Source organism: Oligosphaera ethanolica (genome assembly GCF_030814695.1).
Taxonomy (GTDB): Bacteria; Verrucomicrobiota; Lentisphaeria; order Oligosphaerales; family Oligosphaeraceae; genus Oligosphaera; species Oligosphaera ethanolica.
In genome coordinates this window covers 1721933-1746656 of the sequence record NZ_JAUSVL010000001.1, presented here as the reverse complement: position 1 = coordinate 1746656, position 24724 = coordinate 1721933, and the positions used below count along the sequence as shown (strand labels likewise).

Here is a 24724-nt window from a genome sequence, read left to right as displayed (position 1 = left end):
CGCCCGGAGCGCCCGGGCAGGCCGGCGAGGCGGAGCCTGCGGGGGTTGCCAGGGCGAGACGAGGCAGGAGCCCGCGGGGGTTGCCAGGGGGCAGCCCCCCTGGCCGGAGTGGAATTTCCAAGCGGGCGCCGTTGCCTACGCCGCAATCCGGTAACGAGCGCATGTCGCATCCGGCAACTGGCGCCGCGATGTGTGGCAGGCTGGGCCTTGGATGTCCAAGCAGCCAATCTAAAAAAAATCGGCGCCAATCTGCGGAATCTGCGGAGAAAACACTATCATTGCCGCCGACCATTTGGCCAGCGGCTTTCTCGCTACGGTTTCCTCATCGTGTCAGCAGTTCTTTTTGGTCGCTCCACAGGTCCGGAATCGCCCTGCGGGCCAAATCGACGGACAAGCCGGCGAAATCCTCGCCGGCGATGGCTCCCGCGATGATGTCCGGCGCCAGTACGGACAGACGGATAATGCGGGCCACGTAGCTGATGTCGCGGCCAATGGCCGCCGCCAGGGTCTTGACGTTCTCCACTTTGCCTTCGTCGATGAGCCGCTGCCAGCGGCGTCCGCGCGCCACGGCCAAGAGAAACGCCTGCCGGCTGGGATCGACGGCATCTGCTCCCGGCACGATTACTTTTTTGCCGTTGCCATGCTGCTTCAGGCATATCGGCACCGACACCTGCAGGTTGCCATTGGGCAGAAGATCAGTCGTTACGGTTTTCATGGTCGATTTGCTCCTTGAGGGCCATGATGCCCTCCGCTTTGAGTTCCATATCCATTCTGTCCTCGTGGAGTTGAATACGTTCTACCAGAAGCTCGACGAGCCGGCGCTTTTCCACGCTGGTCGCCGCGGCCCAGAAGGGCTTGCCGAGGGCATCGGCCATGCCGCCCGCGTCAGTGCCATTGAGACCGGCGAGCCTGGCTGCCATGGCCGGCGTACGGAACACCGCCGAGATCTGCTCGAATACCACGTCCTCAAGCGTCGTGGCGGCCACCTGCTTGACCGGGCAACTTGAGACCGCCCGCCGCGAGTCCCTAGAGCACTTGTAATACGAGTAGCGCTTCCCGTTCTTTCTGGTGGTAGCTGCCATGGTCATCATGCCGCCGCAGTGCCCGCAGGTGAGCAGCCCCTTGAGGGCCGACACGTAATCCGACTTTCGCGTCAGGTCGGTATTCGTGGGGGTGGCATTCATGAAGTGCTGAACCGTTTCCCAGGTGTCCAGGTCCACGATGGCCGGCTGCTCGCCATCGAAGGTTTCGCCCTTGTGACTCACCTTCCCGATATAGACGCAGTTCCGGAGGATATGGTGCAGGTTGCCCTTGTTCCACGGGCGGCCGGTCTTGGTCTTGAGGCCCTTGGCATTGAGCTCGATGGCGATCCTTTTCGGCGATTGCAGGTCAAGGTAGCGCCGGTAGATATGCCGTACGGACTCGGCCTCCTCGTCAACGACAACCAGCTTGCGGTCTTGGACACGGTAGCCCAGCGGGACCGCGCCACCCATCCACATTCCCTTGCGCTTGCTGGCCGCGAACTTGTCCCGGATGCGCTCGCCGATGATTTCACGCTCGTACTGCGCGAAGGTCATCAATATGTTCAGCATCATCCGGCCGGACGAGGTCGAGGTGTTGATGTCCTGCGTCACCGAGCAGAAGCTGACGTTGTACTGATCGAAGAACTTGGTCAGCTCGGCGAAGTCGCAGATGCTTCGGGACATTCTTCTGGGCTTCCGCCTCGTGAGGGAGGTCCCCTAGTCCTCGTCGTCTTATTCCCCGCCTATCGCCTTGTTTTCCTGGTTTTAGTGGGCAATTCAAATGGACAGCGCCGGAGGTACCGGCGTACTGCTAGCGTTTGAACCAGGAGAGTACCATGAACGCCCCGAAACGTCCGAAACCCGACCTGCCGATTCACTTGCAGCAAGCACTCCTGATCGCCGCCAGCGTCCTCCGGCGCATGAAGGAGAAGCAGGCGCAGAAGGCCGCAGAAGCGTAAAACGATTGTGTTGGCGCTAGCCAGCGGAATGTGATGCCATTTGGCTGCGGTTTGTGATGCCAACCGGCTGGGGAAATCGGTCAGCCATTGATATTAGGCTTTCCTGCGGCCATTTGTTTTCAGCGCCAAAGGCGCGGCCTAAGATAGCCCAGGGCAAGCGCCCGCAGGGCGCGCCGCCCTGGGTAGGGGCCCAATCCAAAATGAGCCCTGTAAGGGCGACCGAAAAATACAATGCAAAGGTCGCAAGGCACAAGATGGTGAAGACGTCATATCGGGTTCCATTGCCTCTTTGGCCCCAGTCAGCTTCGCCGACTGGGGCCAAAGAGGCCGAGGAACACGAACAAAAAAGGCGCGCCACCCAGGGCGGCGCTCCGCCTTTGGCGTCGCTTGCCCTGGGCTATCATAGATCGCGCCTTCAGCGCTGTAGCCGAGGTCAGAAGTCCACTGGTTTATGAGGTTTATATGCCTGGGGCTTTTTCCGCCTATAAACGCGTCTCTTTTTCCGCTGCGCACGCCTGTTGCGGTCTCTATTTGGCCATTTTGAGGCGGACGCTCAGGCCACGAAATTTATCGATCGCGGCGAACTGCCTGCATTGTTTCGTATAACTGGGCGACCACGGCTAGAGACGGATTTTAGCCGAAAACACAAGCGCCGCTGGCCGATGGGCCGACGGACGACTTTGTTGTCTGGCATGGCGTGCAGACCAGAAAGCGCGATCTATGATAGCCAAGGTGACGCGCGCCAACGATTACGGGCGATTGCCGTTGAGTGCAGTCGAGTGCCGTCGAGTGCTGCCGGGTGCTGTATTTGAGCGCCACAAGCGCGACCTACAGCGGTGTTTCCAGGAGTCCCAGACGTCAAGCTGTGATAGCTCCTCGGGGTGGACAACGGATAAAGCCTTCTACACATCAAGCCCTGGCCAATTATTGGGGGGTCACTATAGGCATAGGCTGAACGTATCTCAGCTGTTTATGTGGCAGGTAAGTGCATATCCTCAGCGTTGCAGATGCCGGAAATAGTCAGGCAATGCGGGTTCCTGTATTCCTTGGCAAAAGCGGCAGCTGTTGTCGGGTTGGAGGGGATATTCGCCGGTGTCGGCGACCCACTGGCCCAGGCGGCGGTAGTGTTTGCGGATCAGGCACTCGCGGCGCGGATTATCTCCGAGCGCGCGATTCATCCGCAGCCAGATGTCGTTGAGTTTCTCGTCGCTGATTGAGCCAAAACTCAATGGCGTAAAATCACAGGGGCAGACTTTACCGGCGCTGTCGATGTACAAATGCTGGGTGCCGCCCGCGCAACCGAAGAATTCGGGGCTCTCGATCTGATTGAACGCGCAGATTTTGGGTTTGGCAGCGGCACGATTGGCAGCCACGTGAAAACGGCGCAGCTCGTCAATCTGCGGCTTGCTCAGGAATTGCTCATCAGGCGCGTGCCGCCAATTGCCGCAGGGCATTCCCTCGACCAGCCGCAGTTCATGCACTCCCCACGCCTTGCCTAAGCGTTGCAAGGCCAGGTATTCCTTGCTTTCAACAAAATCCGGCGTGGCCACCGCTCCGAGCATCGTGTAAAATCCTGCCTGCAAGGCGCGGGGGACGGCCCGCTCGACCGTCGCAAATGCCTGCGGATGACCACGGAACGCATTGCAGGCCGCCGCGTCTGCCCGGTCCAGGCTGAAACAGACCGCCCAGAGCCCAGCCTGCCGCAATTTCTCCGCGCAGTCGGCATCAAAGCCCTGTCCGGTCGTAAAGAGAATGGTCGCCGAGCCGCCATCCGCAGCGGCTTTGATCAGCTGCGGCAAATCGTCGCGCAGGATGGGATCGCCGCCGGTGAAGCCGATGATGGCCGTTTGCAGTTCGTGTATCTGGCGGATAGTGTCCAGCCAGGCGGTCGTGGTCAGTTCCGCCGTAGGCCGCCCCCGTGCGCTGCAATGCGGGCAGTTGAAACCGCAGCGCGCCGTGATCGCCAGAAACGCCGACACCGGGCTGAGATGGCGACCGCTAAGCAGAGCCAGGAACATGGCGTCAAATGCCCGTGAGGGGAACGGCGGCAGAAACGAGTTCAAGACCCATTGCCCCTGATGGCGGGTCGGGTTTTCACCGGCAAGCCATTTGGCCATATAGCGCAAGGTCGCCAGGCCGGGCCGTTCACGCTGCACTTCGGCGCCGACCGCCCGGGCAGCCGCTCAATTCCGCGCCGCCGCAATTCGCGGAGTACCCGCAATGGCACACGCAATATCCGCGGATCGTGCAGCATCAGCATGATTTTCAGCCATTTCAGCATGGACGCGCTCCCTTCACGAGGCAATAATGGTGGGCCAGGGGCTGCTGCTTGAGCGCCAGCAGCAGTTCCTGCCGAAAATAGTCCCGCACGTCCTGGTCATCGTGTATGGGCAGGATTTCGGCGAAGCCGGCCAGTATGCCCGTCTTGAGCAGCCAGTCGACTATATCTTCAGCCGCAGGCGGGGTAATGGCGATCTCGCCCGCCTGCAGCTCGTCAACCGCGACGCCACAGCGCCGCAGAGTGTCGGCAAGCCCAGCCGGCGATGGCGGGAAATGGTGAACGATGGCGCCTTTCGTCCGCTCGGGGAAACGCGCCAGCGTCCGTCGGTAGGCAAGAAACACGGGCTGCATGGTGTCCGCCAAGTTCGTCACGAACAACTCCCAGCCGCCCGGGGCCAGCACCCGGCTGATTTCCCGCAGGAGCTTTGCCGGCTGGCTGTAGCCGATGGCCCAGGCGGACAACACCAAGGCCTGTGAGGCATCAGGAACCTGCCGGCAAAATGCCAGCATGTCCGCCGTGCGGAAATCACCGCCGGGGCAGCGGCGGCGTGCCTGGGCCAGCATTTGAGTTGATATGTCCACCGCGACCAGATGACGTTCCGGGTAGGCTGCCAGCAGCCGGCTGCTGGTATAGCCGCTGCCACAGCCCAGATCCAGGATGTCACCCTGCACCAGCTGCGTCGGCAACAGCGCCAGCAGTTGATCAGTGACGGCCCGCAGATGCACCAGCCAACTGCGGTTGTAGTCGTCAGCCAGCCGATCATAGCTGCGAGCGACGTCTGCCGAAGTCAGAAAGCGCCCCCGGCAACAATGCTTGAGCATCTGCCAGTTCAGCCTCAGGCAATTCAGATACTTCTGGCCGTCCATATCATATCGGACCACAGCCGGACAGTATCAACAACTCGAGAACTGCCAGCAAGAGAAAAATCTTCGTGAGTTTACTGCTCATGCGGTAATTCCTCCATAACGAGATATTTGGTGACGTCTCTGGTATCAACCTCTAGCCAACACATCGTCCTTTCACTCAGATTTGCCACTATCAGGAGAGATTGTGAGGGTGCAAGTAAATGTTCCTGGTTGCAGAGCATGATGAGAAAGTGGCCATCGGGAGTCGTTGTCATGGTCTGGCAGTCCATTCCAGGTATCGCGTTCAGCCATGGCACCTGCAACAATTCCTCCGGCAGTGCGCTTGGCTGTTGCCGGAAGACGCTGCCGGCCTTGATGATCAGCAGGTCTTTCCGTGACGGCACAAAACCCAGGAGTCGCCCGTCAATGTGCTGTTGGGAAAAGCTGCCGTCCTCTTGAACACACACGACGATGTTATTTGTTTCGCAGCTATCGAACATCACCAACATTTTGCTGTCATCTGACCAAACCAGAACGTGTCTATAGCCAAGATCTGTCAACGGTCCGCGAAAAAGCTGCTCGCCAGTGGCGGCGTTGTTGATCTGCAAAGCGGTATTCGTCTCTTTTGCGGCCGTACTCAGCTCAGCGACGTAGTTGCCGTCAGGCGAGGTCGTGACCTTCTCTACGGCATCCCGGGGCGGGTCATTCATCAGCGTTTTGGTGTTGACTTCAGGGATACACGCGCCAATGAAGTCAATGACGGCCGGCACCCAGCCTTTTTCGTCAGGGTCATAGGCCTTCATGCTGCTCCCTTTTCCGCGCAGACGGCCTTGCAGTCCACGCAACGGCTCGAGCGATGAATGATGCCGCAGCATGAATTCGCACTCGCGAAGAACGTTATTCATAGCCGCGCCTATCATGGTTGCAAAGCCGAAGCCGAGGACAAGACTGAGGACGGCAAGCACTTCCAGGATCGAACGTCGTCTGGCTTTCACCCGAGCCTGCCAGGCATCGCCATTCATCGCCGTAAAGAGTAACAGGAGATAGGCGGGCACAACAATGACACTGTTGACCGACGACAAGATTGTCCCCAACAACATTTCCACGCTGCTGATGAATGGCAAGGAGAGAAAGACATAGCCAAGGCAGGCCGCTAGGAGCAATAGCAAGAACAACGGCACTTTCCGGAGCTGGTATTTATGTCCCAGCAGATACGCCCCATACAGCAGGACATGATACACGCCGCCGGCAAGAATGTACAGCGGCCAGTACAGCCGCAACGCAAACGAGTCCAACCACAGGAAGGCACAGGCATTGCCCAGGCAGCCCCACCCCATGGCGGCAGTCAGCACCAACCACCAGCCCGAGTCACCACGCCGGCGCAGGCGATTGGCCATCGGTAAAAAGGCCGTCAGGAAGGCGAATAAAAAGCAGGCGCGAATCACGGCGCGAATCACGGCGCGACTATCCCCACTGGCAAATGCCGACAGGTAACCGCAGGCAATAGCCAGTACCCACGTTAGGACGATGCGCCGCCACGGCCAGTTATTATCCATTGATACGCCTCCTGCCATATGATGCCTTCATGCCTCCGCCCGCATAACATCATCGGTCGCAGCAAAAAAGCCGCTCCACTATATCACTCTCCAAGCCGACAAACAACAGCGTGTTACGCCGTGATGACGTACTTGGTCAGCCATTGACACTGTATGCCAGTAATTCGTCTTTCCGGCGCGGTGGAACGCGATGTGCCTGGCGAATGTAGCGCCCAGCGAGCGTTTGTCCTAGGCCATCTTCGACCGCGCCTTTGACGCTGAAAACAAAACTGCAGGCATGGCCGGTATCAATGGCTGGCTGATTACCTGGCAATTCGGCGACGGCATGGCAATCGTCACTGAGCGCCACCGGGGCTACTCGGGGGTGGCTAACGGGTAAAGTCTTCTACACTTCAAGCCCTGTCCAATTATTGGGGGCCACTATAGTTGTCAGGGTTGGGGGATGGGGTATGTTAGGCTATGCTTCGGACGAAAGTGGTATGAGAAAATTGATGATCTGTTTTTGGTAACGGCCTCCCCCTAACGGGATGGAATATTCAGCGCGGCAAGGGGCGCAGCACAGGACGGACAGATCGGAAGCGCCCGAATGGAAAGTAGCGCTGCCAAGGGGGCGGCAAGGTGCGCAGCACAAAACGTCTCAAGTCCTCCTGTGCAAGCCATCCCGCGTCAGGACGCAGTCGGCGTTAGTCGCGTCATGAATGGATGCATACCGAACGAACTGCAACTACGAAGTGTCATGATGAAGCAGCTGATACAAAGAATGTTCTTTGGCGCAGAGCCCGAAAAGGGCGCGTTTTTTGCGTGGACACTGCTGTTTACCTTGCCGTGGTTTGCCTTGGCGTGGTTTTTCCACAATGCCTTGGCGGCACTTCTGAGCTCTCGCGGCGCCGCCGCTTTTTTCAGCCGGCTTGACATCTTGACGCCGCTGCTCGTCGCGCTGCTGCTTTTGTTCTACGCTTCGTATCTTGCTCAACGCTTCGCCCGTCAGGTCAGACGAAATCCCGCCCGCCGCAAAGCCCGATACTTATCGGCAATTAGCTCCATACTGGCCGTTTTCGCGGTGTTCACGCTGTGGGCGATTGCCGACAGCGCATTCGCTGACCTGGATACGATCCTGGCCCAAACGAACATTCGGGGCTTCGACTACAACAAGTACATCGGCTTTACCGCCAGCGGCTGGTGCTGCCTCGCTTTGATCAGCATCCTCTTGGTGGTCGCTGCGTACGTTCTTATCGGCAAATCCATTGCCTGGTTAGGCGAGGTTCCCTATCGCAAACTCATCACCAAGCCTGTGCTTGCCCTATGGATTTTGACCGCCGTCAGCTACCTGGCCTGTTTGCTCATGGCCTTACAGGCCACGACGAAATATCATCAGGCGATTGCCGACGTGGCTGACTACTTTGGCCGCCCCTTGACGCCATCGGCTCTGGCTGAGTTATATCACCAAGGGCGCGCGCCAGATGCGGAATTCTGGAATACTTTGAAAGCCCTCGCACCCGCGTTCGCGGCGGAAACGGCGGGCATGAGGAGTCCGGACGGCGTAAAATACCGTAGCGGCGCCTCAATCGTTCAATATCCGCAGGCGGTGTTCCCGGATGATATCTACGATCACTGGCAAGCGTTGTTTCGGGGCGATGACAATCTGAAAAAGCGCAGCGCGATGCATGAGAGCCCGCTGCCGCCGACTGAGCGTCCCTATGCAGATAATCAACCCCTGTTCGGCATGCCGCTGCCCGAGTTGTCGCAGTGCCGGAATCTGATGTTATACGAGCGTTGGGGGCTTCGCTTTGCCTCGGAAGACGGCGATGCGCAGACGGTGAAACGGACTTTGGCGCGCATGGAAAACCTCTGCCGCTACCTGCAACATGATCCTCTGCTGATCAGCAGTCTGGTGTGGATGGGTCTTGAGGACATCCGGCTGCAAGCAATCGTCAGTGTCGCCGCCAAGCCATGGCTGGATGATGACTGGTTACGTGAGCAAATCCAGAAGCTTGATGACTTGGAGAACACCGTTCCCGCGACGCAGCAAAAGGCCATCTACGGTGAGGCGGTCTTTGCCGTCAACGCCACCAACTGGTTGACGCGTTTTTTGCCGCTGCCCGGCAGCGAGTACAGCCAACCGACGCAGAAGTATTATACCTTGCGTTGGTTTTTTCCTCAAGCCTGGAGCTATCTGGCTCGCACAGCAGAGGAAACCATCCGCGCCTACGCGATTGCCGATTTTGCTGAATTTCCTGGCCCCGCGACCGCGAATCCGTTCCTGGCGCTGACTGCCCCCGCTCTGCACAAGGCCGGCAAACAAAATTTTCCTACCCTCGTCGCGAAACTGCGCATCACCCGCGCCTTGCTGGCGGCCGAACGGAGCAAGCGCCAAGACGGCCGCTATCCTGAGCAGCCGGACGATCTTCCCTTGGACCCTTTCTCCGGTACCCCGCTGAAATACCGGCTTGGCCCTTGTGAGGTCCCGATAGTGACCTGCAGCCTGATCAGCAGGGAAGACGGGCCCATGACGACGACTTCACCGGCAGGTGACGCGTCCCCTAACTCTCCGCCCGAGTATGACTTCATTAGAGAAAATCACCACCTTGAGGCAGTTCAAGTCTGGAGCGTGGGCCCGAATGGCCGTGATGATGACGGCATGATAAGCTGGCCGAAATATGACCCAAAGAGGAACAAGGATGACATTCGCTACATCATCCGGCTCGAATGATGACGGCGCTCTTTGTCCCGCCAAGTTCCTGGTTTCAGTGGGCAATTCAAATGGACAGCGCCGGAGGTACCGGCGTGCTGCTACCGTTTGAACCAGGAGATGACCATGAGTACCCCGAAACAACCGAAACCCGACCTGCCGATTCACTTGCAGCAAGCCATCATAATCGCCGCCAGCGTCCTCCACCAGTGCCTGCTCTACCTCGAGGGAAAATGATGTCTTTTGCCGTGGACGCATTTCAGGGCATTTTGTTTATTCTCGTGGTTTACGGTTGGCTGCCCTTGGGTATCATTGCGGCTCTGCGTTTGCATGGGAGGAAGCGTCATGCCGCGCTGTTCTCCATACTATCGGTTCTCTGGTTTCTGTTCTACATCTTTGTCCACACCGTTTCAAGACACTGATGTATAACGCTAACACAAACACGACCATCCGGCTATGCGCGGGGTATGGCAGCGAGGAGGCTTGACGCCTACCCGCTGGCGTGGCCGTGATTATCCTGGTCGATTTCTTGGGCTTTTCTATGGTAGGCTTATGTCTGCGGACGATAACTTTTTGGTGTTTTGAGCCTTCAGCTTTTGGGGTTTTCAGCCTAAACTTTTCATCTCTTGGAAGTAACTACATTTTTTTGCCATCGCCTGGCGGTGGCGGTAGCGCTTCCCGGGTCGACGGCGAGTGCCGTGAGCAGCCCCGGGGCCACGACCTCGAATATCTCCCTCACCTTGATTGGCACTTCGGCCACGATTCTGGAACCATCGGCGTGGGCTACGGCCCTGAGCTTCCGTGCCTGGTCAAGGGCCTTGTTGACCGAAACGTGTCCCAGCAGATCGGCCTTGCGGAGCGCGTTCTCAAGCAACTTGAACAGCGTCACGGCGATAAAGGCGAGGAAAAGCCGTCCTTCAACGCTGTCATCGCCGGCGGAGCGCAGGCGATCGTTGCCCGTTGAGTTTTTCAGAATGTCGAAAACCTTCTCCTGACAGTCCCGGCTGCGGTTGTCTCGCAGCGTCTGTTCGGCGTCGGCTTCGCGATCGCTGTTGAGCACCATGAACATACCGAGGTTTTTCATCGTTGCCGCGTAGGTCTTTTCGGCCACACAGAGCTGGAAATCGCCCTCTTTCGAGATGGCTGCGCAATCGCCTTCCTCGCGCAGGCCGCGGGTGGCTTTCCTGACCGAGAAGAGGTCCGCCTTGCTCTTGCCCGCTATCGCCGTCAGCCATGCCTGGGCGTCCTCAAGCGTGGAGAAGGATGTCCGCGAAAAGTCCGTCATGATACCGTGGAGCAGCTCTGCCAGTTCGCGTTCCTGCCTGGCGCGTTCGCTTTTATTCAGAAAGAGATGGGCCGTAGCGGCGAACCAGCTGTCTTTTTCGCCTTTTCGTCCGTGTTTGGTCACTACGTAGGTATCCGCCGCGTGGTGTAGCGTCGTGTCATCAAAGGTGACTATGCTCTTGAAGGAACGGAACTTCAGCCGGTTTTTATCCAGCAGCCGTTCTGCTTCGCGGTTGTTGCTCACAGGCACCCCGATGGTGAAGCCCAGCTTTTCGTTGTGAAGGTAATGCAGGTTTTCTGCGCTGAAGAACCCTCTGTCCAGGGAGAAGGTATAGGCTGACAGGCCGAGCTTAGTGATGGCTCGCGAGGTGTTTATCAGAGTTGTGACATCGGCGACACTACCATGTATAAGCCTGTAGAACAACGGCAGATGCGTCTCTCGCGAATACACCACGTTCAAGTTGACCTGCGGCAAATGCTCGCCATCACGATTGTGCCCCCATTCGGCCAGGCAGAGCTTTTCTGCGTAACTGGAGATGGATGTGGTGTCGCTGATCATAGCTTTCGGGTTGCCGCTGGCCTTGAACCAGGCACGAAAAAAGTCGTTACGCAGGTCTGAATGTTCGCCAAGGTGCTGAAGCAGCCGAGTCACCGATGACGGCGACAACGACAGGTCCGCGTCACGCAAAGACGTGTCGTCAGCCCAGTCTTCAAGACGGCAGAGCGCTCCTCCTTCGCAACACGCAAAACTGGCCGCGGCCAAAATGCGTTGAGCGTCTTGCTCGCCAAAGGCGCGTATCAGGGAACCATGCAGGCCGCTGTCGCTGGCAAGTCGCGCAAGCAGAGAGACGCGGCCCAGTTCAACGTCGTGACAGGATGTCAGGGTCTTGAGCACGGTCTCCCTTTCGCGAAGCAGGCGCTTGCGCCCGCTGTAGCTGATCCCCTTGGCCTGCAGCAGGGCGACAAGCTCCGCCGTGGGCTCGGAGCAGCTCCTGCCCAGCAGCAGCTCCGATGCCTCCTGGTCGAGTACGCCAAGATAAACCCGTTTTTGCACGGGATAGGTCCGGCCCTCGACCCGATGGCTGTCAACCACATAGACATGAACGCGGTCTTGGCCAAAACGTTGTTGGACAATATAGGACATGCGCGCCTCCTTGACAGGAGTTGGTGTAGTTACTCCTGTTAACAAATAAGAGTAACTACAGAAAACAAAAAAACAAGCTCAAAAAGCTGGTAGTTACTTTATTTATCAAAAAATATGAAAAGTTTAGGCAAAGAACGACGGGAGGCCGCTGATGACGTCCTTGCACCATTGCTCACATACGACCGGCGGCACGCGCAGGTCCGCGCAGATTGAGGATAGCGGCTCGCCATCTTGAAAGTGGCGGGTGATGGCTTGGACTTTGAGATTAGTCTGGTACTTCAATTTTGGCATCCTGGTGTTCCTTGATGGCTGGGCGATTGACTGAATGTAATCGCGGTTAAGGGATGATGCCAAAATTTCGATTCACCGATGGGCAGAACACGTACGCCCCGCGCGGCGCGATGGCTTGGCGCGGGGCCGGTCCGCGCTACATTGAGCCTGCCGAGTACTATCGTGGCGATATCGAACGCCGCAACAACGATGCGTTGGTGCTCATGGTGTGTTGTCCTCTTGGGTGATTTGTTCTGCGAAGCTGTTCAGAGTCAGGCATTGCTCACGCGTTAGCGAGCGCCGGTCGGAATGATGCGGCCAGGGCGCCAGCATCAGCAGCCGGCCGGCGGCGCAGGCGTCAAAATAAGATTTTGGCGGCTTGTACAATTCCGGGAAACCATTTTCCAGAATGACAATCAGCGGCAGCTCCGCCTGCAGTGCCGCCCTGGCTATTTGCTTTTCGCCGGGGCTGATGCATGGTGACACCAGCACGGCGCCATGTAGTGCCGCTGCCAGCAGGTCAGCTTCGGCCGCGGCCAAGGCCTCTGGGGTCACCGAGCGCGAGATTTGGACCTGGCGTTTGACCGGGGCATCGAGTAGAAAGGGATTGCCGATGGCCGCAAAGGTATGGCCACAGATCGACAAGTTGCGAATAATCCGAAACAGCTCGGGATGCGCCCGCTTGACTGCCAGGCGCCGCGGGTTGTCTTTGATATAAGCCCGCATGTTGGCCAATTGCCCGCGGTGGAGGAGGATTGTGTCCTGGTAGCCTGGTGACCAGAGACGTGCTTCAAGCCGGCCGCAAGCGGCCGGCCACGGAACGGCCGGCCCTGGAACAGCCGGCGGAGTGCTTGGCGAAGGAGCGCTTGGGGCGGGGCCTTCAAGCCCGCCGCAAGCGGCCGGCCACGGAACGGCCAGCCCTGGAACAGCCGGCGGAGGGCTTGGCGAAGGAGCGCTTGGGGCGGGGCCTTCAAGCCCGCCGCAAGCGGCCGGCCCTGGAACGGCCGGCCCTGGAACGGCCGGCCCTGGAACAGCCGGCGGAGTGCTTGGCGAAGGAGCGCTTGGGGCGGGGCCTTCAAGCCGGCCGCAAGCGGCCGGCCACGGAACGGCCAGCCCTGGAACAGCCGGCGGAGGGCTTGGCGACGGAGCGCTTGGGGCGGGACTTGCCGGGGGGGCCTCCGGGCTGGCGCTTTCGTTCTGTGCCGCGCCGCAATCGGCGCGGATTCCCTCTCGGTAAAGGGATGTACTGTGCGCTTTGAAGGCGCCGATAATCGCCCCCAGGGGTTTGTCTTGAGGCGCTTGCACGAAAATGATGCCGTGGAAGTGGTCGGGCATCACCTGCCATTCGAGTAGGGAGACACCGGGGAAGCGCGCCGGGATTTCCTGCCAACATTGGGCCACCATCATACCTACGTCGCTCAATTCGGTGGCGGGGTTGTCGATGCATCCAGTCAGCCGTCCCAGGAGTGGCCGGCGTTTTTCCACGGTCACCGTGATCATGTATATGCAGCGTTGCCGGTAGTTCCAGTTCTGCTTGCGTTTCAGCATGCAGTTGTTGATCATGCAGGTAGCTACATCAAAGATTAGAACTGGTTGTGTCCGATCATATTACCGCCATCCGAAGCGCTGGAGAGCTTCAGGTACGGGATGCTTTCGACATGGCCGTCCGCCATGGTGCTGTTCATGATCTTATTATGCAAGTTCTTGTCCCTGATGAAAATGGCGACATTTTCCTGTCCGTCGTTACAGCTCGGACACCAGTGTGAGTAGGCTTGGCTGTATTCGCCATATAAAATCTGTGAGGAGGGATTTTTGAATGAGCCAAGGGTACGGGAGCGCCAATCGCCTCCGCCATCGGGGTAGTTGTGTTTTTGGAACGCGACGTAGTGCAGATAATGGTCGTTGGGGGCAAGGGCGGTGCCATTGCCGCTGTTGCCCAAAGTGCGATGCCAATCGCTCAAGATACCGGTCGGATTCGTGGGGCAGCGGAAAATCTTCCTGTCGCCGATATAGGACTCTCCCAGCAATTCCCACCACCACGGACCGATGCCTGATGATCCGTATGCGCCATTGTTTCCGTAGACAATGGGAATGAAGTCGTCATAGTCTTGGCAATACATCATGTTTGCCGTACCCAGCTGCTTCATGTTGGAGACGCAGCTGATAGTGCGGGCTTTCTCGCGCGCCTTGCTCAACGCCGGTAAGAGCATGGCCGCCAAAATGGCAATAATTGCTATCACGACAAGCAGTTCAATCAGGGTAAAACAGGACTGGCGATTTTTTCTGGACATCATGTGACAATCCTCCCTAACCTTATGATTTTTCTTCTCACGCCACAACTTCGAGGACAGCAATGAGTATATAGTGTTTTTTGACTATTTCAAAACAGAAATAATGCATCTTCTTGGTATTGGGAAAATCCCTCCTTAATGCAACGTGGCAGCTTGTTATTCCGTTACCACAGAGAACAATAATGAGAGTTGTCGCAAGCCCGTTGGGGTTGTCTGCCGCATTGCGGCGGGCTACGTACGCATTTTTCTGTAAATTCCCCGTTTCGTCAACGGAAAAATCAGATATAGGCCTTCTCTTCGGAAAGCCATTGTTCATCCAGTTCAATGAGCATTGCGGAGGCGATTCTCAGGAGCGCCCCCTTGTTTGGGAAGACCCTAATGTTGCGAGTCCTTTTTTTCAACTCCTTGTTTTGGAATTCGACCATGTTGGTAGTGCGCAACCTTTTTCTGGCGAAGTCGTTTTTAGCCACACTGTAGACCGTGAAGCCTTCGGGGATGTTTGACTCCATCCAGTCGGCCAAGTCCTTGAATTTGGCCTCTCTGTAGCGCGTGGCGGTGCGTTTGAGCAGACTTTCCGCCTCCTCCCGGGACGGCATGGAGAAGATCGTGCGAATATCGCGATGCACCTCCGTCTCCATCGTCTTTTTCGGGATGTAGGCCGTGGCGTTTTTCTGGATGTGGAACTGGCAGCGTTGCCATGGCACGGAGGGAAAGACGCTTTTTCTCGCCGCCTGCAAGCCGGCGTGCGAGTCACTTACGATCATCTTCAGGCCATGCAGGCCACGCGCGGCAAGCGATTCGAAGAACTTCCGCCAATGGATCTCTGCCTCCGAGTGCTCGACACTGACTCCGAGCACCCTGCGCCGGCCATTGGGAAGTATGCCATAGGCGGTCAGCAGGGCCGTATCCAGCACATTGCCATCCCGGCGCACCTTTTCGTAGCGGGCGTCAACCAGAAGGACATCCACCGGTTCGGACAACGGGCGTTCCCGCCAGGCGGTCAGGGTCGCATCCAACGTCGCCGTGGCTTTGCTGACCTGGGATGCACTGACCTCCAGACCACACATTTTCTCCAATATCTCGGTGACATTCCTGGTTGCGACGCCTTGCACGTACATCTCCGCCATAGCCACCGTAAGGGCTCGCTCACTACGGAGTCCGCGCTCCAGGCAAGAGGGATAGAAATCAGAATCCCGCGTCTGAGGGACATCCAGAGTGATGCTGCCAACTCGGGTATGAACCGTCTTGTTTTTGTAGCCATTGGCGTAGCCGGAACGTTCGGCTGAACGCTGATAGCTGGAGGCGTGAAGGTGGTTCTCGCGCTCGAGCCTCATGGCCTCGTTGAGCATGACGCGAAGCGATTCGGCAATGCCGTCGAGGCCGTGCTCCAAAATGGATTGCAGAATGGGATTTTCAGTGGTACATTCAGACATTGTGGTAAGTCCTTTCCGAGGCGTGTTTGTTGGTAGCTTAGACGACTCGGGAAACTTACCACTTTTTTTGCCCAGGCAAGCCGGTCAGGCACTGGTGGCGACCCGACTCCGACGAGATGGTGTCCCATTCTCGTCGGGTCGCCACAGGCGCACCATGGCCTGCATGAGCGTCAAAAGGCGTTACGCGCGACCAGTCGCCTGCAGAGCGACCGTTCCGCGTATTTACAGAAAATCACGCACACTCCCCATTTTGGTCGTGTAGCACGGTTTTTCCATGGTAGGTTTATCCTCGCGGTGGATAACTTATCGGCGTTATCGGCCTTCAGCTTTTTGGGTTTTTAGGCAGGGAATGGCTTGCGGCGGGCAGGACGGCAGTCGGCTAACAAAGTTGTGCTTGACGCAGGTCCGCCGGCCTTTCTGGTCTTGGTCGATTTCTTGGGCTTTTCTATGGTAGGCTTATGTCTGCGGACGATAACTTTTTGGCGTTTTAGGCCTTCAGCTTTTGGGGTATTCAGGCAGGGAATGGTTCTCGGCGGGTAGGGCGGTGGTCGGCTAAAAAAGCAGTGGTCAGGTGCTGCTGCTTTGGCGGCGCATAAAAGAAAACAGAGACTGCCGGCTCGTTCGCGAGGTTTTGCTCCACCATTACGTTTATGAACGCCGTCGGGTCCAAGCACTCGACGGCGTTTTTGTTTTCCCTGCAAGTGGTGTCTGATCAATTTCAGAACAAATCACTATGCGAGCCGGTGCGCATCAAAGTCAGGACCAGGTGGTTCTGCATGACGAGGTAAATCAGCAGCCAGTCTGGCTGAATGTGGCATTCCCGGAATTTGGCTAGCTTGCCGACCAACTCGTGGTCATAATATTTTGCTGGCAAAGGTGTTCCGGCCTGAAGCATTTCAATGACTGTGCGCAACTCATCCAAATCTTTGCCACGCTTTTTCATCAGCTTGCAATCTTTTTTGAATTGCGTGGTGATTTGGAGATTGTAGGTCATTCGTTCATATCCTGCATCAATTCGTCGACCGAGGAAAACGTTTTGGCGTTGGGATCGTTCGCTAGTTCAAGGGCTTCGCGCATTGCCGCAACTGTCGCTTTGTTCGGGAGTTGTTCTTTGCGGACGGGAAAGGGCAAGCCCTGCGCCATCAGAGACTGATGCAGGAAAATATTGACTGCCGAAGACAAGGTCATGCCCAGATCACGGAAGAGACGTTCGGCGTCTTTTTTCACTTGAGCATCCAAGCGGACGGTAAAAATGGTTGTTTTGGTTGTTTCCACAACGCAGCTCCTGTTTTTTTCTTGCACTGAACATAATACAAAAGTAATACATTGACATTACAATATATGTGTGTGAGTTAAATTCCAGGAAGTAATTAAGGCCACACCCCCGCCGCGAAGGGCTCGTTCTTCTCCACGGCAATGATGTGCACGGGCACCGTCTCCCCCGACTCCTGGCGGATGACCGCGCGGTAGAAGGCCAGCTGGTGGATGTAGCCATAGCGGCGACAGTCGTTCTCGAAGTATCGGAGGCTGTCGCAGGTCTTGAGATCGACGAGTCCGTGTCTGGCCGACAGCCAGTCCAGACGGACCTGGCAGGGCACGTCGCAGTAGTGGGTTCGAATGACGCCCTCGGCCACGCCTTCGCTGAGAAGGTCGGAGGCGAACGCGTGCTGCCAGACGCCCGTCTGCAGCTTGAGGAGGAAGCCGTAGTCCCTGCCCGAAAGGACGTCGCGGTCCTGCGATGCCAGCCATTCGGCGTAGGCCTTGGTGGAACGGCCATAGGCTTCACCCGTGCGGGCATTGACCGGGCCGTCGGCAACGAGGTATTCGTCGGCAAAGGCCTGGCGGCCCTCCAGAATGAGGCAGTGTGATGCAGACGCAAGGGGAGCGCAGCGGATAGTCTGATAGCGCGCAGCGCGGCCCGAGGAGCGATGCGACGACGGGTATGCGCGGCCAAGCGCCAGGGCGGGCGACTCGGCGTCGGGCACCTCCCCCGATACCTCCTTGTGGTACAAGGCCGGGGATTCGCGGAAGTGGGCCAGCAGGTGGCTCGACATCACGTGGCCGCGCCGGCTCGCGGCGTGCTACTCTTCTGCCGGCAGCGTGAGAAGGCATGTGGTGGGTGTGGTCATCGTCAGTGTCCTTGGCTTCTGGATGGGTATCCGCAGGCCGGATTGCCTGTCACTGACGTTATTCAACAAAAAGGTGCCGGTTGAACCACCTTTCCCGCAAAAAAAAGGGAATTCATTAATCCGCCACGCAATAAAAAAAGCCCCGACGACGGCACGGGCCGTTGTCAGGGCTGGGGGGAGGGCTTGTTGGGCTTGTCTAGCAATGCTTAACAGGCTATATAAGAGGGCGCTTGACAATTGCCGGGGATGCAATGAGCTATGTCAAAGGAAGGGTGCGATGAGCGCCGGATACATTGGATGCAGGCGAGGAAGAGGGATTATGGGTAAAACCACGCGTCGATGCGTGACGGCGAAGCTGCTGAGCCGCTCTTCTGCGGAGATGCGGCCTGCGGCTTCGCAGCCAAATGCCGGCGTGAGCCCATGGAGCCTCTGATAATTCGGTGGTTTTTTGTTCTTGACTTGGGGGCACTTCATTATTCAACATGGTAACTAACCCCACAATGAGTTTTCGCATAGGCTGGCTATTGTCTCTGACATAGTATGTCTTTCCCGAGGGATGACAATGAAGAAATTTCTCGCAAGATTATTTTTCTTCGATAAGCCTGGCCCGGGGGCATTTTTCGGCATGACTATGCTTATGACTCTTCCGTGGTTGTATTTATCCCTTATTTGTGTTCTGCTGGGCAATGAAGGTTTGACGAAATGGATATTACATGGAAGACTTGGCGTGCTTATTCCTATCATTATTGTAGGAATTCCCTTATACACGCTATTCGTCTATGCAAAATCGTTAGGACAGACCATTTCGCCCCTAACTAGCAGGGCAAAGCGCTTGTGCCGATGGGCTTGTATTTACGTACTTTTCCTGTTACCACTTGTCTTTGCTATTGAATTCTTGGCAAAACTTGATTTTTTTCTTTCATCTGAAAGTTATGCAATATTTACTTTTTGCATTCTTCTTTTCCTGTTCGGAAGCGCTTTTCTTTTGCCTTCGTGCGGCGCAGTGTGGAAAAAACTGGCCATCATATTTTTATGGCCCATAGGATTTATCGGACTAAGTCTAATATTTGCCTATGGAGTACTGCCATTTTTCGTTTTCTACGATAAACTTCCTTCGGGTCCCCCTCCCATTGTCCAGTATCACGATTATCAGTGGTTAACTGCAATTCGGGAGTTTTTTATGATTTCTGGAGTGGGATGGAAATGGCTGGCAATCACTAGCTTTGTATGCTTTTTTGCCGGTTATGTTCTGCAAGCGCAAGCTTTATGTCTATTCTTGAAGATTTCCTATAGACAATTACTTAGTAAGCGCGCGATTTTTGTGATGATTCTATGCCTGTTTATTTATCTCGTATCGTTGCCATTTGCATTATTCGCCGAGGAAAAATACAAGCATTCGCGACGAAAATTAGAACATCATTTTGGCAAATCTATCGTTCCGCCGACTCTAGAAAATAAATGTTGTTGCGTCGGGAAGGATACTGGACAAACTTGGCTGGAATTGGAGCATGTCTTGGATAATATGACTCCTTATTATAAAGAGAATTTCTGCTTAATTGATAGTATGCGTATAGATCCCTTGCTAAGCAAATGGGAAAATGAACTCTACAGAAAATGGGAGATATTTTATTTGCGTCAAAAGGAAATTGAATGCATAAACGACTTTCTTGATGGTGAAATACCGCCGATTCCGCGTCAATATTGCGATGTGGCATTAATTGAATTAGACGGTTTGGATTGTCCTGACATCAGGATGCTTGCTAATTGCTTTGATGCGCAGTTGTGGCAGTTGCGATTTGCGATGGAACATCAGGATATAAACACTGCGCATGTTCTTTTTACACGTATGCAAAAAATATGTTCATATTTGTATGATAAAGGGTTGCCGTCCTATCTGGCCGCGCAGAAAAAATACCTGTTAGCGCTATGTCGATTTATTGAGTACGAGTTAGCTGATAGGCAATGGATTGATTCGCAATTTGATTTTTTTAGTAAGCATGAAGCAGATTTTTTTTCACTGGAGGAGCGAATACAGTTTTTTGAGGCGGTTCGTTTTTGTGCAATTTTAGATGGAATTTCCCATAGGCTGGGTGAATCAGTCGCCCAAGGAGCCGACTTGAGCCAATTGCGCTGGTTCTTTCCCCAAGCCTGGTGGCCGGCTGCGGAAAAAGCCAACGCAGTACTACGGGCTTTTGAGGATTATCTAACTACGGGAAAAACACCTCTAGCCAATTCTCCTGAGATGATTTCTGAAAGAGCAATTGGCCGCATCAGCAATCAGAGCAAGCGTGCCAAAGTTCAAGTCTTCTGCGCGAAGATGCTCTTTGAAGTGGAAAAGATTAAACAGCAAACTGGCAGTTACCCGATAACGATGCCGTCCCTCCCAGTGGATCCCTATACTCAAAAGCCACTACAATATGACGTAGGGACATTTGAGTTTGAAATTCAGACCGTTTACGACGGCGCGTCCGAGGAAGGCAATGAGGGTAGTCTCACAACGGAGGAATGTGAAAGCGGAAAAGCCTGGGTTAACCCGAGGTGGAAAATGACAAAGGCAAATGTAAACATGGTACGCGTCTTTAGTCCGGGTGTAAATTTGGCTAAGGATTATGACGACATCTGTTTTTTCATTCGGCTTGAATGATAAGGTTTTCATATAGTAGCCACCATAAAGTGGACAAGGCTATACGTGGCGAAAACATTATTCTTTGTCCAACCCAGAGTCTCCCAGATGAACATGAAGAAGCGTCATTTCACGCCCGAGTACAAAGCCAAGGTGGCCATGGTCGGGCTCAAGGAGGTGAATACGTTCGCTGAGTTTGTCAGCGCGTGAGGTCGGCGCACGAGTTATTCGCGGTAGATATTGACGAAGGAGTGTTGTGTGTCCACGAACAGCAGGGCCTGAGCAAGGAGCAAGACGACGATGGCGGCGGCTGGGGTGACTTCGCCCGGGGCTGCCGCTCCGCGTCCCGCGGCAGTTACTGGCCGGACGGCCGCATCAGCATCTTCGGCCTCCGCGTGGCGCGCTCCGTGCCGCCAGTTCAGTAGGGCCATTTCCGGCCGGTATGCTGAGTACCGGCCGGAGCCCGCGAAGGTGGTCGGAGGAGCCAGCGCCTGGTCGCGAATCGGCAGGCGCGCGGTCGATTCAGCCCAAGCAGGACATTGTCTTTACCGGGTAAGACGTTGCATCAGAAAATTGAGGGGATTGCCGGAGAAGGCAGCTGTCGTCATAATGCACTCAAAAACATGGGGACGGAACGATGAAGAAGTTAGCTGTATTGTTGATGGGCATGGCAAGCCTGTTATTTTGCTCTTGTGTCAAGTTGAAGGATTCTAAGGTTGCCGATGCCGTCAGCCTGGACCTTGGTGGTGGTGTTATGCTTGATCTTGTACTCATACGGCCTGGCAAGTTTATGATGGGGTCCGAAAATGGTGAAAGAAATGAGAAGCCAGTTCACGAGGTGACGATCTCACAGCCGTTCTATCTTGGCAAGTACGAAGTGACTCAGGCGCAATGGGAGGCGGTTATGGGTTCCAACCCGAGTGAAAGCAAGGGAATATATCTGCCGGTGGAATGTGTCTCATGGGAGGATTGCCAGAACTTCATCAAGAAGCTCAACTGCAAGGGAGTTGGCACGTTCAGATTGCCGACGGAAGCGGAGTGGGAGTACGCCTGCCGGGCGGGAACAACAGGTGATCATGCCGGGAAGATTGATGAAATGGCGTGGTACGGTAAGATGAACGAATTCAGGAAGCAACCAGTGGGTATGAAGAAGGCAAACCCTTGGGGGTTGTATGACATGCACGGGAATGTGTTTGAATGGTGCCAGGACTGGTATGGCGATTACAGCCAGGACAAGCAGACCGATCCCAAAGGCGCTACTGACGGGGCTGGCCGTGTTATCCGGGGCGGCAGCTTGTACTACGATGCAGACGACTGTCGTTCGGCGTACCGCTACCCCTTCCCGGTTTCGCCGTTGCATCGGGACATTCTTCTGGGCTTCCGCCTCGTGAGGGAGGTCCCCTAGTCCTCGCCGTCTTATTCCCCGCCTATCGTCTTGCTTTCCTGGTTTCAGTGGGCAATTCAAATGACAACGCCGGAGGTGCCGGCGTACTGCCACCGTTTGAACCAGGAGAGTACCATGAACGCCCCGAAACTACCGAAACCCGACCTGCCGATTCACTTGCAGCAAGCCCTTCTGATTGCCGCCAGCGTTCTCCGGCGCATGAAGGAGAAGCAGGCACAGAAGGCCGCAGAAGCGTAATGCAGAGCGGCACCTAGCCCATCTTTCTCACTTGATTTTATTCAAAAAAAGTTTTCCTGCGTGAGACCGGCCCCCGGCCCGCTGACGCTGTGCGTAGGGGTGGGCGGAAGCGCTTTTGTTGTGCCTTTTCAATGTGCTGTTATAGCTTGAACTTTTTAATCTTATTGCTAGTCTATTTGCGAATACATACTAGAAACCTTCACTGCAAAGGCACAAAATGTATTTTCGCGAAAAGACAAGCACCAACGGCACTCTCCTTCTTCAGTTGGTCCGCGGTAGTCGCGGACTTGACGGCAAGGTGCGCCAGCAGGTTCTCTTGTCTCTTGGGGGATGCGTCATACCCGACGTGTTCCGTCGCGAGATCGCCCATAACATCGAAGCCATTGTTTCCGGTCAGCAGTCGCTTCTGCCCATGAAGCCAGAAGTGGCGTCCTGGTCGGACCTGATCATTGACAAGATGAAATCCGAAGGCAAGCTTGATCTTGTCAGGAGCAGCGTCACAAGGAATGTACCGGTCGGCGGCATCGCCGACGGCGTACTTCTTGATGAGGTCAGCCACGAGGACACCAGGCAGATTGGCGTTCTGCTGCCGCTCAAGCGGGCGTGGGAAAGCCTTGGCCTGTCGGACTTCCTTGCGTCGCGAGGCATGCCAGCCCGACGCATACACGCCGCGCAGGCATGCGTTTTCAACCGCCTTGTCGAGCCATGCAGCGAGCACGAACTTCCGTCGTGGCTGCAGACCGTGGCCATGGACGAACTTCTCAATGACACGTTTGGCTTTTACGGCAAGGAAATTTTCTACAGAGCTGGCGATGATCTGCTTGAGCATAGTGTTGAGCTCACCAGGCACTTGCGGGCGCGCGAGGAAAACCTGTTCAACTTGGGAAACACAATTTTTCTGTATGACCTGACCAATAGCTATTTTGAGGGCGGCTGCACGGAAAATCCCAAGGCCAAGCGAAGTGCCAACAGCAAGGAGAAGCGAACGGACTGTCCCTTGCTTTCGGTTGGTCTTGTCCTCAACGCGGAGGGTTTTCCTGTCGTGCACAAGGTCTTTCCCGGAAACACCAGTGATAGCAAGACCATTCTGGACATCGTGTCTTCGCTGCAAAGGGAGACTGGTGACACAAGACGTCCGACCGTGGTGTTGGATGGCGGCATTGCCACTCAAGCCAACCTCAAGACCCTGCTGGAGAACAACTACGACTATGTGGTGAATGGCAAACGAACGACACGCCAGAATTTTGCCGAGGACTTCAAGCGGCGGGAGGCCTTCCAAACCGTCAAGGGGCGCGACGACAAAAAGCCGGTCTTCGTGAAGCGCATATGGGGCGAGGGGGAGGTTGTCCTGCTTTGCCGAAGCGAAGACCGAAAGGCAAAAGAAGACGCGATAGTCAGCAAGACGGAAGAACGATACCTTGAGGCGCTGCGAAAGCTGGCCGGAAGAATTGAGAAGAAGGACGGGAAACTGCACTTGGACAGCAGCGGAGGGCGGGCAAACGTGGACAGGTGCATTGGGAAAATAGCGTCGCGATATACCAGGGCCTCCAAGTTTTATACCGTCAGATACAATGAGGACCAGCAGCTTCTATCCTGGACCAGGGACGAGGATAAATACCAGGAGGACGCCAGCCTGCATGGATGCTATCACCTGAGGACAAGCCGCAAAGACCTGTCAAATGACGAAATATGGCTCATCTACATCATGCTGACGCGGGTTGAAACGGCCTTCCACCTCCTCAAGGGGGAACTGGGGTTACGTCCGTTTTATCACTGGAAAGAAGACCGGTGCGATGCACACATCTGGATCACCGTGCTCGCCTATCACCTATTGCGTTGGATAGAGTATTCCCTGAAGCTGGCTGGCGTGGACTGCACGTACCAGGAAGTCCGCAGGCTGCTGCAGACCCATTGCTACACGACCATCAACCTTCCTTGCCGCAATGGAAGGAAATATCACGTCCGGCGCCCAGGAAAGCCCGACGAAAGGCAGAAAATGATCTACAGCGCTCTCGGCATAGACGTGAGCGCGCTGCCAGTACGGAAAGTGGTCGTGGAGTCGTCGCCGGCTGGTGAGGCCTAAACGCCCCGTTCATTCATGACTCAAGGGGGAGATGTGAAAATTTTGTTGTGCCTTCCCAGCCTCAAAAAGGGGGCAAAAGTGAGAAAGATGGGCTAGCCGACAATATCGTCGCCGCCCAGTGGCGCAGGGGTAAGGTCAAAAGCATTGTTGCTCTCTGTACTGGGCGGGCTTTTGCATTTTGGTCGTGTAGCACGGTTTTTCCATGGTAGGTTTCTCCTCGCGGTGGATAACTTATCGGCGTTATCGGCCTTCAGCTTTTTGGGTTTTTAGGCAGGGAATGGCTTGCGGCGGGCAGGACGGCAGTCGGCTAACAAAGTTGTGCTTGACGCAGGTCCGCCGGCCTTTCTGGTCTTGGTCGATTTCTTGGGCTTTTCTATGGTAGGCTTATGTCTGCGGACGATAACTTTTTGGCGTTTTAGGCCTTCAGCTTTTGGGGTATTCAGGCAGGGAATGGTTCTCGGCGGGTAGGGCGG

At 55.8% G+C, this 24724-nt stretch carries 20 protein-coding genes and 1 pseudogene; 7 read left to right on the top strand and 14 right to left on the bottom strand.

Annotated elements, in window-relative coordinates:
- Positions 1–322: 322 nt before the first annotated feature.
- From J3R75_RS05855 to J3R75_RS05845, 3 genes and pseudogenes are all read right to left on the bottom strand, one after another.
- Entirely contained in the window at positions 323–715 is a 393-nt protein-coding gene (locus J3R75_RS05855; protein ID WP_307260442.1) for a hypothetical protein, read from the bottom strand.
- Positions 696–1184 (bottom strand): recombinase zinc ribbon domain-containing protein, encoded by a 489-nt coding sequence (locus J3R75_RS05850; protein ID WP_307265505.1) that lies wholly within the window; start codon positions 1182–1184, stop codon positions 696–698. The genes J3R75_RS05855 and J3R75_RS05850 overlap by 20 nt, the downstream gene beginning before the upstream one ends.
- A gap of 15 nt (positions 1185–1199) precedes the next feature.
- Positions 1200–1709 (bottom strand): annotated as a pseudogene (locus J3R75_RS05845) (recombinase family protein); the annotation flags it as partial.
- Positions 1710–1858: 149 nt separating this feature from the next.
- Here J3R75_RS05845 and J3R75_RS05840 point away from each other — a divergent pair.
- On the top strand, positions 1859–1981 hold the full coding sequence (locus tag J3R75_RS05840) for a hypothetical protein (protein WP_307260441.1): 123 nt from the start codon (positions 1859–1861) through the stop codon (positions 1979–1981).
- A gap of 995 nt (positions 1982–2976) precedes the next feature.
- On the opposite strand, the gene J3R75_RS05835 is transcribed toward J3R75_RS05840, so the two are convergent.
- From J3R75_RS05835 to J3R75_RS05825, 3 genes are all read right to left on the bottom strand, one after another.
- Positions 2977–4137, bottom strand: coding sequence for a radical SAM/SPASM domain-containing protein (locus J3R75_RS05835; RefSeq protein WP_307260439.1), 1161 nt, complete (start codon positions 4135–4137; stop codon positions 2977–2979).
- A gap of 118 nt (positions 4138–4255) precedes the next feature.
- Positions 4256–5128, bottom strand: coding sequence for a class I SAM-dependent methyltransferase (locus J3R75_RS05830; RefSeq protein ID WP_307260438.1), 873 nt, complete (start codon positions 5126–5128; stop codon positions 4256–4258).
- Positions 5129–5199: 71 nt separating this feature from the next.
- Entirely contained in the window at positions 5200–6663 is a 1464-nt protein-coding gene (locus J3R75_RS05825) for a hypothetical protein (RefSeq protein ID WP_307260437.1), read from the bottom strand.
- 736 nt (positions 6664–7399) lie between these two features.
- Between J3R75_RS05825 and J3R75_RS05820 the strand changes: the two genes are divergently transcribed.
- Positions 7400–9373, top strand: a complete 1974-nt coding sequence (locus J3R75_RS05820) for a hypothetical protein (protein ID WP_307260436.1) — start codon at positions 7400–7402, stop codon at positions 9371–9373.
- A gap of 598 nt (positions 9374–9971) precedes the next feature.
- Here J3R75_RS05820 and J3R75_RS05815 read toward each other — a convergent pair.
- The 8 genes from J3R75_RS05815 to J3R75_RS05780 form a co-directional block, all read right to left on the bottom strand.
- On the bottom strand, positions 9972–11780 hold the full coding sequence (locus J3R75_RS05815) for an IS1634 family transposase (RefSeq protein ID WP_307260435.1): 1809 nt from the start codon (positions 11778–11780) through the stop codon (positions 9972–9974).
- Between the two features lie 123 nt (positions 11781–11903).
- Entirely contained in the window at positions 11904–12071 is a 168-nt protein-coding gene (locus J3R75_RS05810) for a hypothetical protein (RefSeq protein ID WP_307260434.1), read from the bottom strand.
- Positions 12072–12272: 201 nt separating this feature from the next.
- Entirely contained in the window at positions 12273–12776 is a 504-nt protein-coding gene (locus tag J3R75_RS05805; protein WP_307260432.1) for a hypothetical protein, read from the bottom strand.
- An 857-nt stretch (positions 12777–13633) separates the two neighbouring features.
- Positions 13634–14344: a DUF1559 family PulG-like putative transporter gene (locus J3R75_RS05800; protein WP_307260431.1), complete on the bottom strand. Its 711-nt coding sequence runs from the start codon at positions 14342–14344 to the stop codon at positions 13634–13636.
- 275 nt (positions 14345–14619) lie between these two features.
- Positions 14620–15774, bottom strand: coding sequence for an IS256 family transposase (locus tag J3R75_RS05795; RefSeq protein WP_307259164.1), 1155 nt, complete (start codon positions 15772–15774; stop codon positions 14620–14622).
- 718 nt (positions 15775–16492) lie between these two features.
- Positions 16493–16768, bottom strand: coding sequence for a type II toxin-antitoxin system YafQ family toxin (locus J3R75_RS05790; RefSeq protein ID WP_307260430.1), 276 nt, complete (start codon positions 16766–16768; stop codon positions 16493–16495).
- The gene (locus J3R75_RS05785; RefSeq protein WP_307260429.1) at positions 16765–17049 is read right to left on the bottom strand and encodes a type II toxin-antitoxin system RelB/DinJ family antitoxin; all 285 of its coding nucleotides are present in this window, start codon (positions 17047–17049) and stop codon (positions 16765–16767) included. The genes J3R75_RS05790 and J3R75_RS05785 overlap by 4 nt, the downstream gene beginning before the upstream one ends.
- Positions 17050–17144: 95 nt before the next feature.
- Positions 17145–17828 (bottom strand): PD-(D/E)XK nuclease-like domain-containing protein, encoded by a 684-nt coding sequence (locus J3R75_RS05780; protein ID WP_307265502.1) that lies wholly within the window; start codon positions 17826–17828, stop codon positions 17145–17147.
- A gap of 637 nt (positions 17829–18465) precedes the next feature.
- Between J3R75_RS05780 and J3R75_RS05775 the strand changes: the two genes are divergently transcribed.
- The 5 genes from J3R75_RS05775 (at position 18466) to J3R75_RS05750 (ending at position 24251) form a co-directional block, all read left to right on the top strand.
- Positions 18466–20547 (top strand): hypothetical protein, encoded by a 2082-nt coding sequence (locus tag J3R75_RS05775; RefSeq protein ID WP_307260428.1) that lies wholly within the window; start codon positions 18466–18468, stop codon positions 20545–20547.
- A 230-nt stretch (positions 20548–20777) separates the two neighbouring features.
- Complete coding sequence (locus J3R75_RS05770; protein ID WP_307260427.1) at positions 20778–20951, top strand: hypothetical protein; 174 nt, start codon at positions 20778–20780, stop codon at positions 20949–20951.
- Positions 20952–21163: 212 nt separating this feature from the next.
- Complete coding sequence (locus J3R75_RS05765; protein ID WP_307260426.1) at positions 21164–21931, top strand: formylglycine-generating enzyme family protein; 768 nt, start codon at positions 21164–21166, stop codon at positions 21929–21931.
- 114 nt (positions 21932–22045) lie between these two features.
- Positions 22046–22168 (top strand): hypothetical protein, encoded by a 123-nt coding sequence (locus tag J3R75_RS05760; protein WP_307260425.1) that lies wholly within the window; start codon positions 22046–22048, stop codon positions 22166–22168.
- 217 nt (positions 22169–22385) lie between these two features.
- Positions 22386–24251: an IS1634 family transposase gene (locus J3R75_RS05750; RefSeq protein WP_442418872.1), complete on the top strand. Its 1866-nt coding sequence runs from the start codon at positions 22386–22388 to the stop codon at positions 24249–24251.
- The last annotated feature ends 473 nt before the right edge of the window (positions 24252–24724 follow it).

Coding starts and splice junctions, on each gene's coding strand:
- J3R75_RS05825 (WP_307260437.1), bottom strand. CDS start 6,663: ATGGATAATAACTGGCCGTGGCGGCGCATCGTCCTAACGTGGGTACTG.
- J3R75_RS05775 (WP_307260428.1), top strand. CDS start 18,466: ATGAAGAAATTTCTCGCAAGATTATTTTTCTTCGATAAGCCTGGCCCG.
- J3R75_RS05790 (WP_307260430.1), bottom strand. CDS start 16,768: ATGACCTACAATCTCCAAATCACCACGCAATTCAAAAAAGATTGCAAG.
- J3R75_RS05805 (WP_307260432.1), bottom strand. CDS start 12,776: ATGCGGGCTTATATCAAAGACAACCCGCGGCGCCTGGCAGTCAAGCGG.
- J3R75_RS05840 (WP_307260441.1), top strand. CDS start 1,859: ATGAACGCCCCGAAACGTCCGAAACCCGACCTGCCGATTCACTTGCAG.
- J3R75_RS05750 (WP_442418872.1), top strand. CDS start 22,386: ATGTATTTTCGCGAAAAGACAAGCACCAACGGCACTCTCCTTCTTCAG.
- J3R75_RS05850 (WP_307265505.1), bottom strand. CDS start 1,184: ATGAATGCCACCCCCACGAATACCGACCTGACGCGAAAGTCGGATTAC.
- J3R75_RS05780 (WP_307265502.1), bottom strand. CDS start 17,828: ATGTCGAGCCACCTGCTGGCCCACTTCCGCGAATCCCCGGCCTTGTAC.
- J3R75_RS05800 (WP_307260431.1), bottom strand. CDS start 14,344: ATGATGTCCAGAAAAAATCGCCAGTCCTGTTTTACCCTGATTGAACTG.
- J3R75_RS05765 (WP_307260426.1), top strand. CDS start 21,164: ATGAAGAAGTTAGCTGTATTGTTGATGGGCATGGCAAGCCTGTTATTT.
- J3R75_RS05795 (WP_307259164.1), bottom strand. CDS start 15,774: ATGTCTGAATGTACCACTGAAAATCCCATTCTGCAATCCATTTTGGAG.
- J3R75_RS05855 (WP_307260442.1), bottom strand. CDS start 715: ATGAAAACCGTAACGACTGATCTTCTGCCCAATGGCAACCTGCAGGTG.
- J3R75_RS05760 (WP_307260425.1), top strand. CDS start 22,046: ATGAACGCCCCGAAACTACCGAAACCCGACCTGCCGATTCACTTGCAG.
- J3R75_RS05810 (WP_307260434.1), bottom strand. CDS start 12,071: ATGCCAAAATTGAAGTACCAGACTAATCTCAAAGTCCAAGCCATCACC.
- J3R75_RS05830 (WP_307260438.1), bottom strand. CDS start 5,128: ATGGACGGCCAGAAGTATCTGAATTGCCTGAGGCTGAACTGGCAGATG.
- J3R75_RS05820 (WP_307260436.1), top strand. CDS start 7,400: ATGATGAAGCAGCTGATACAAAGAATGTTCTTTGGCGCAGAGCCCGAA.
- J3R75_RS05815 (WP_307260435.1), bottom strand. CDS start 11,780: ATGTCCTATATTGTCCAACAACGTTTTGGCCAAGACCGCGTTCATGTC.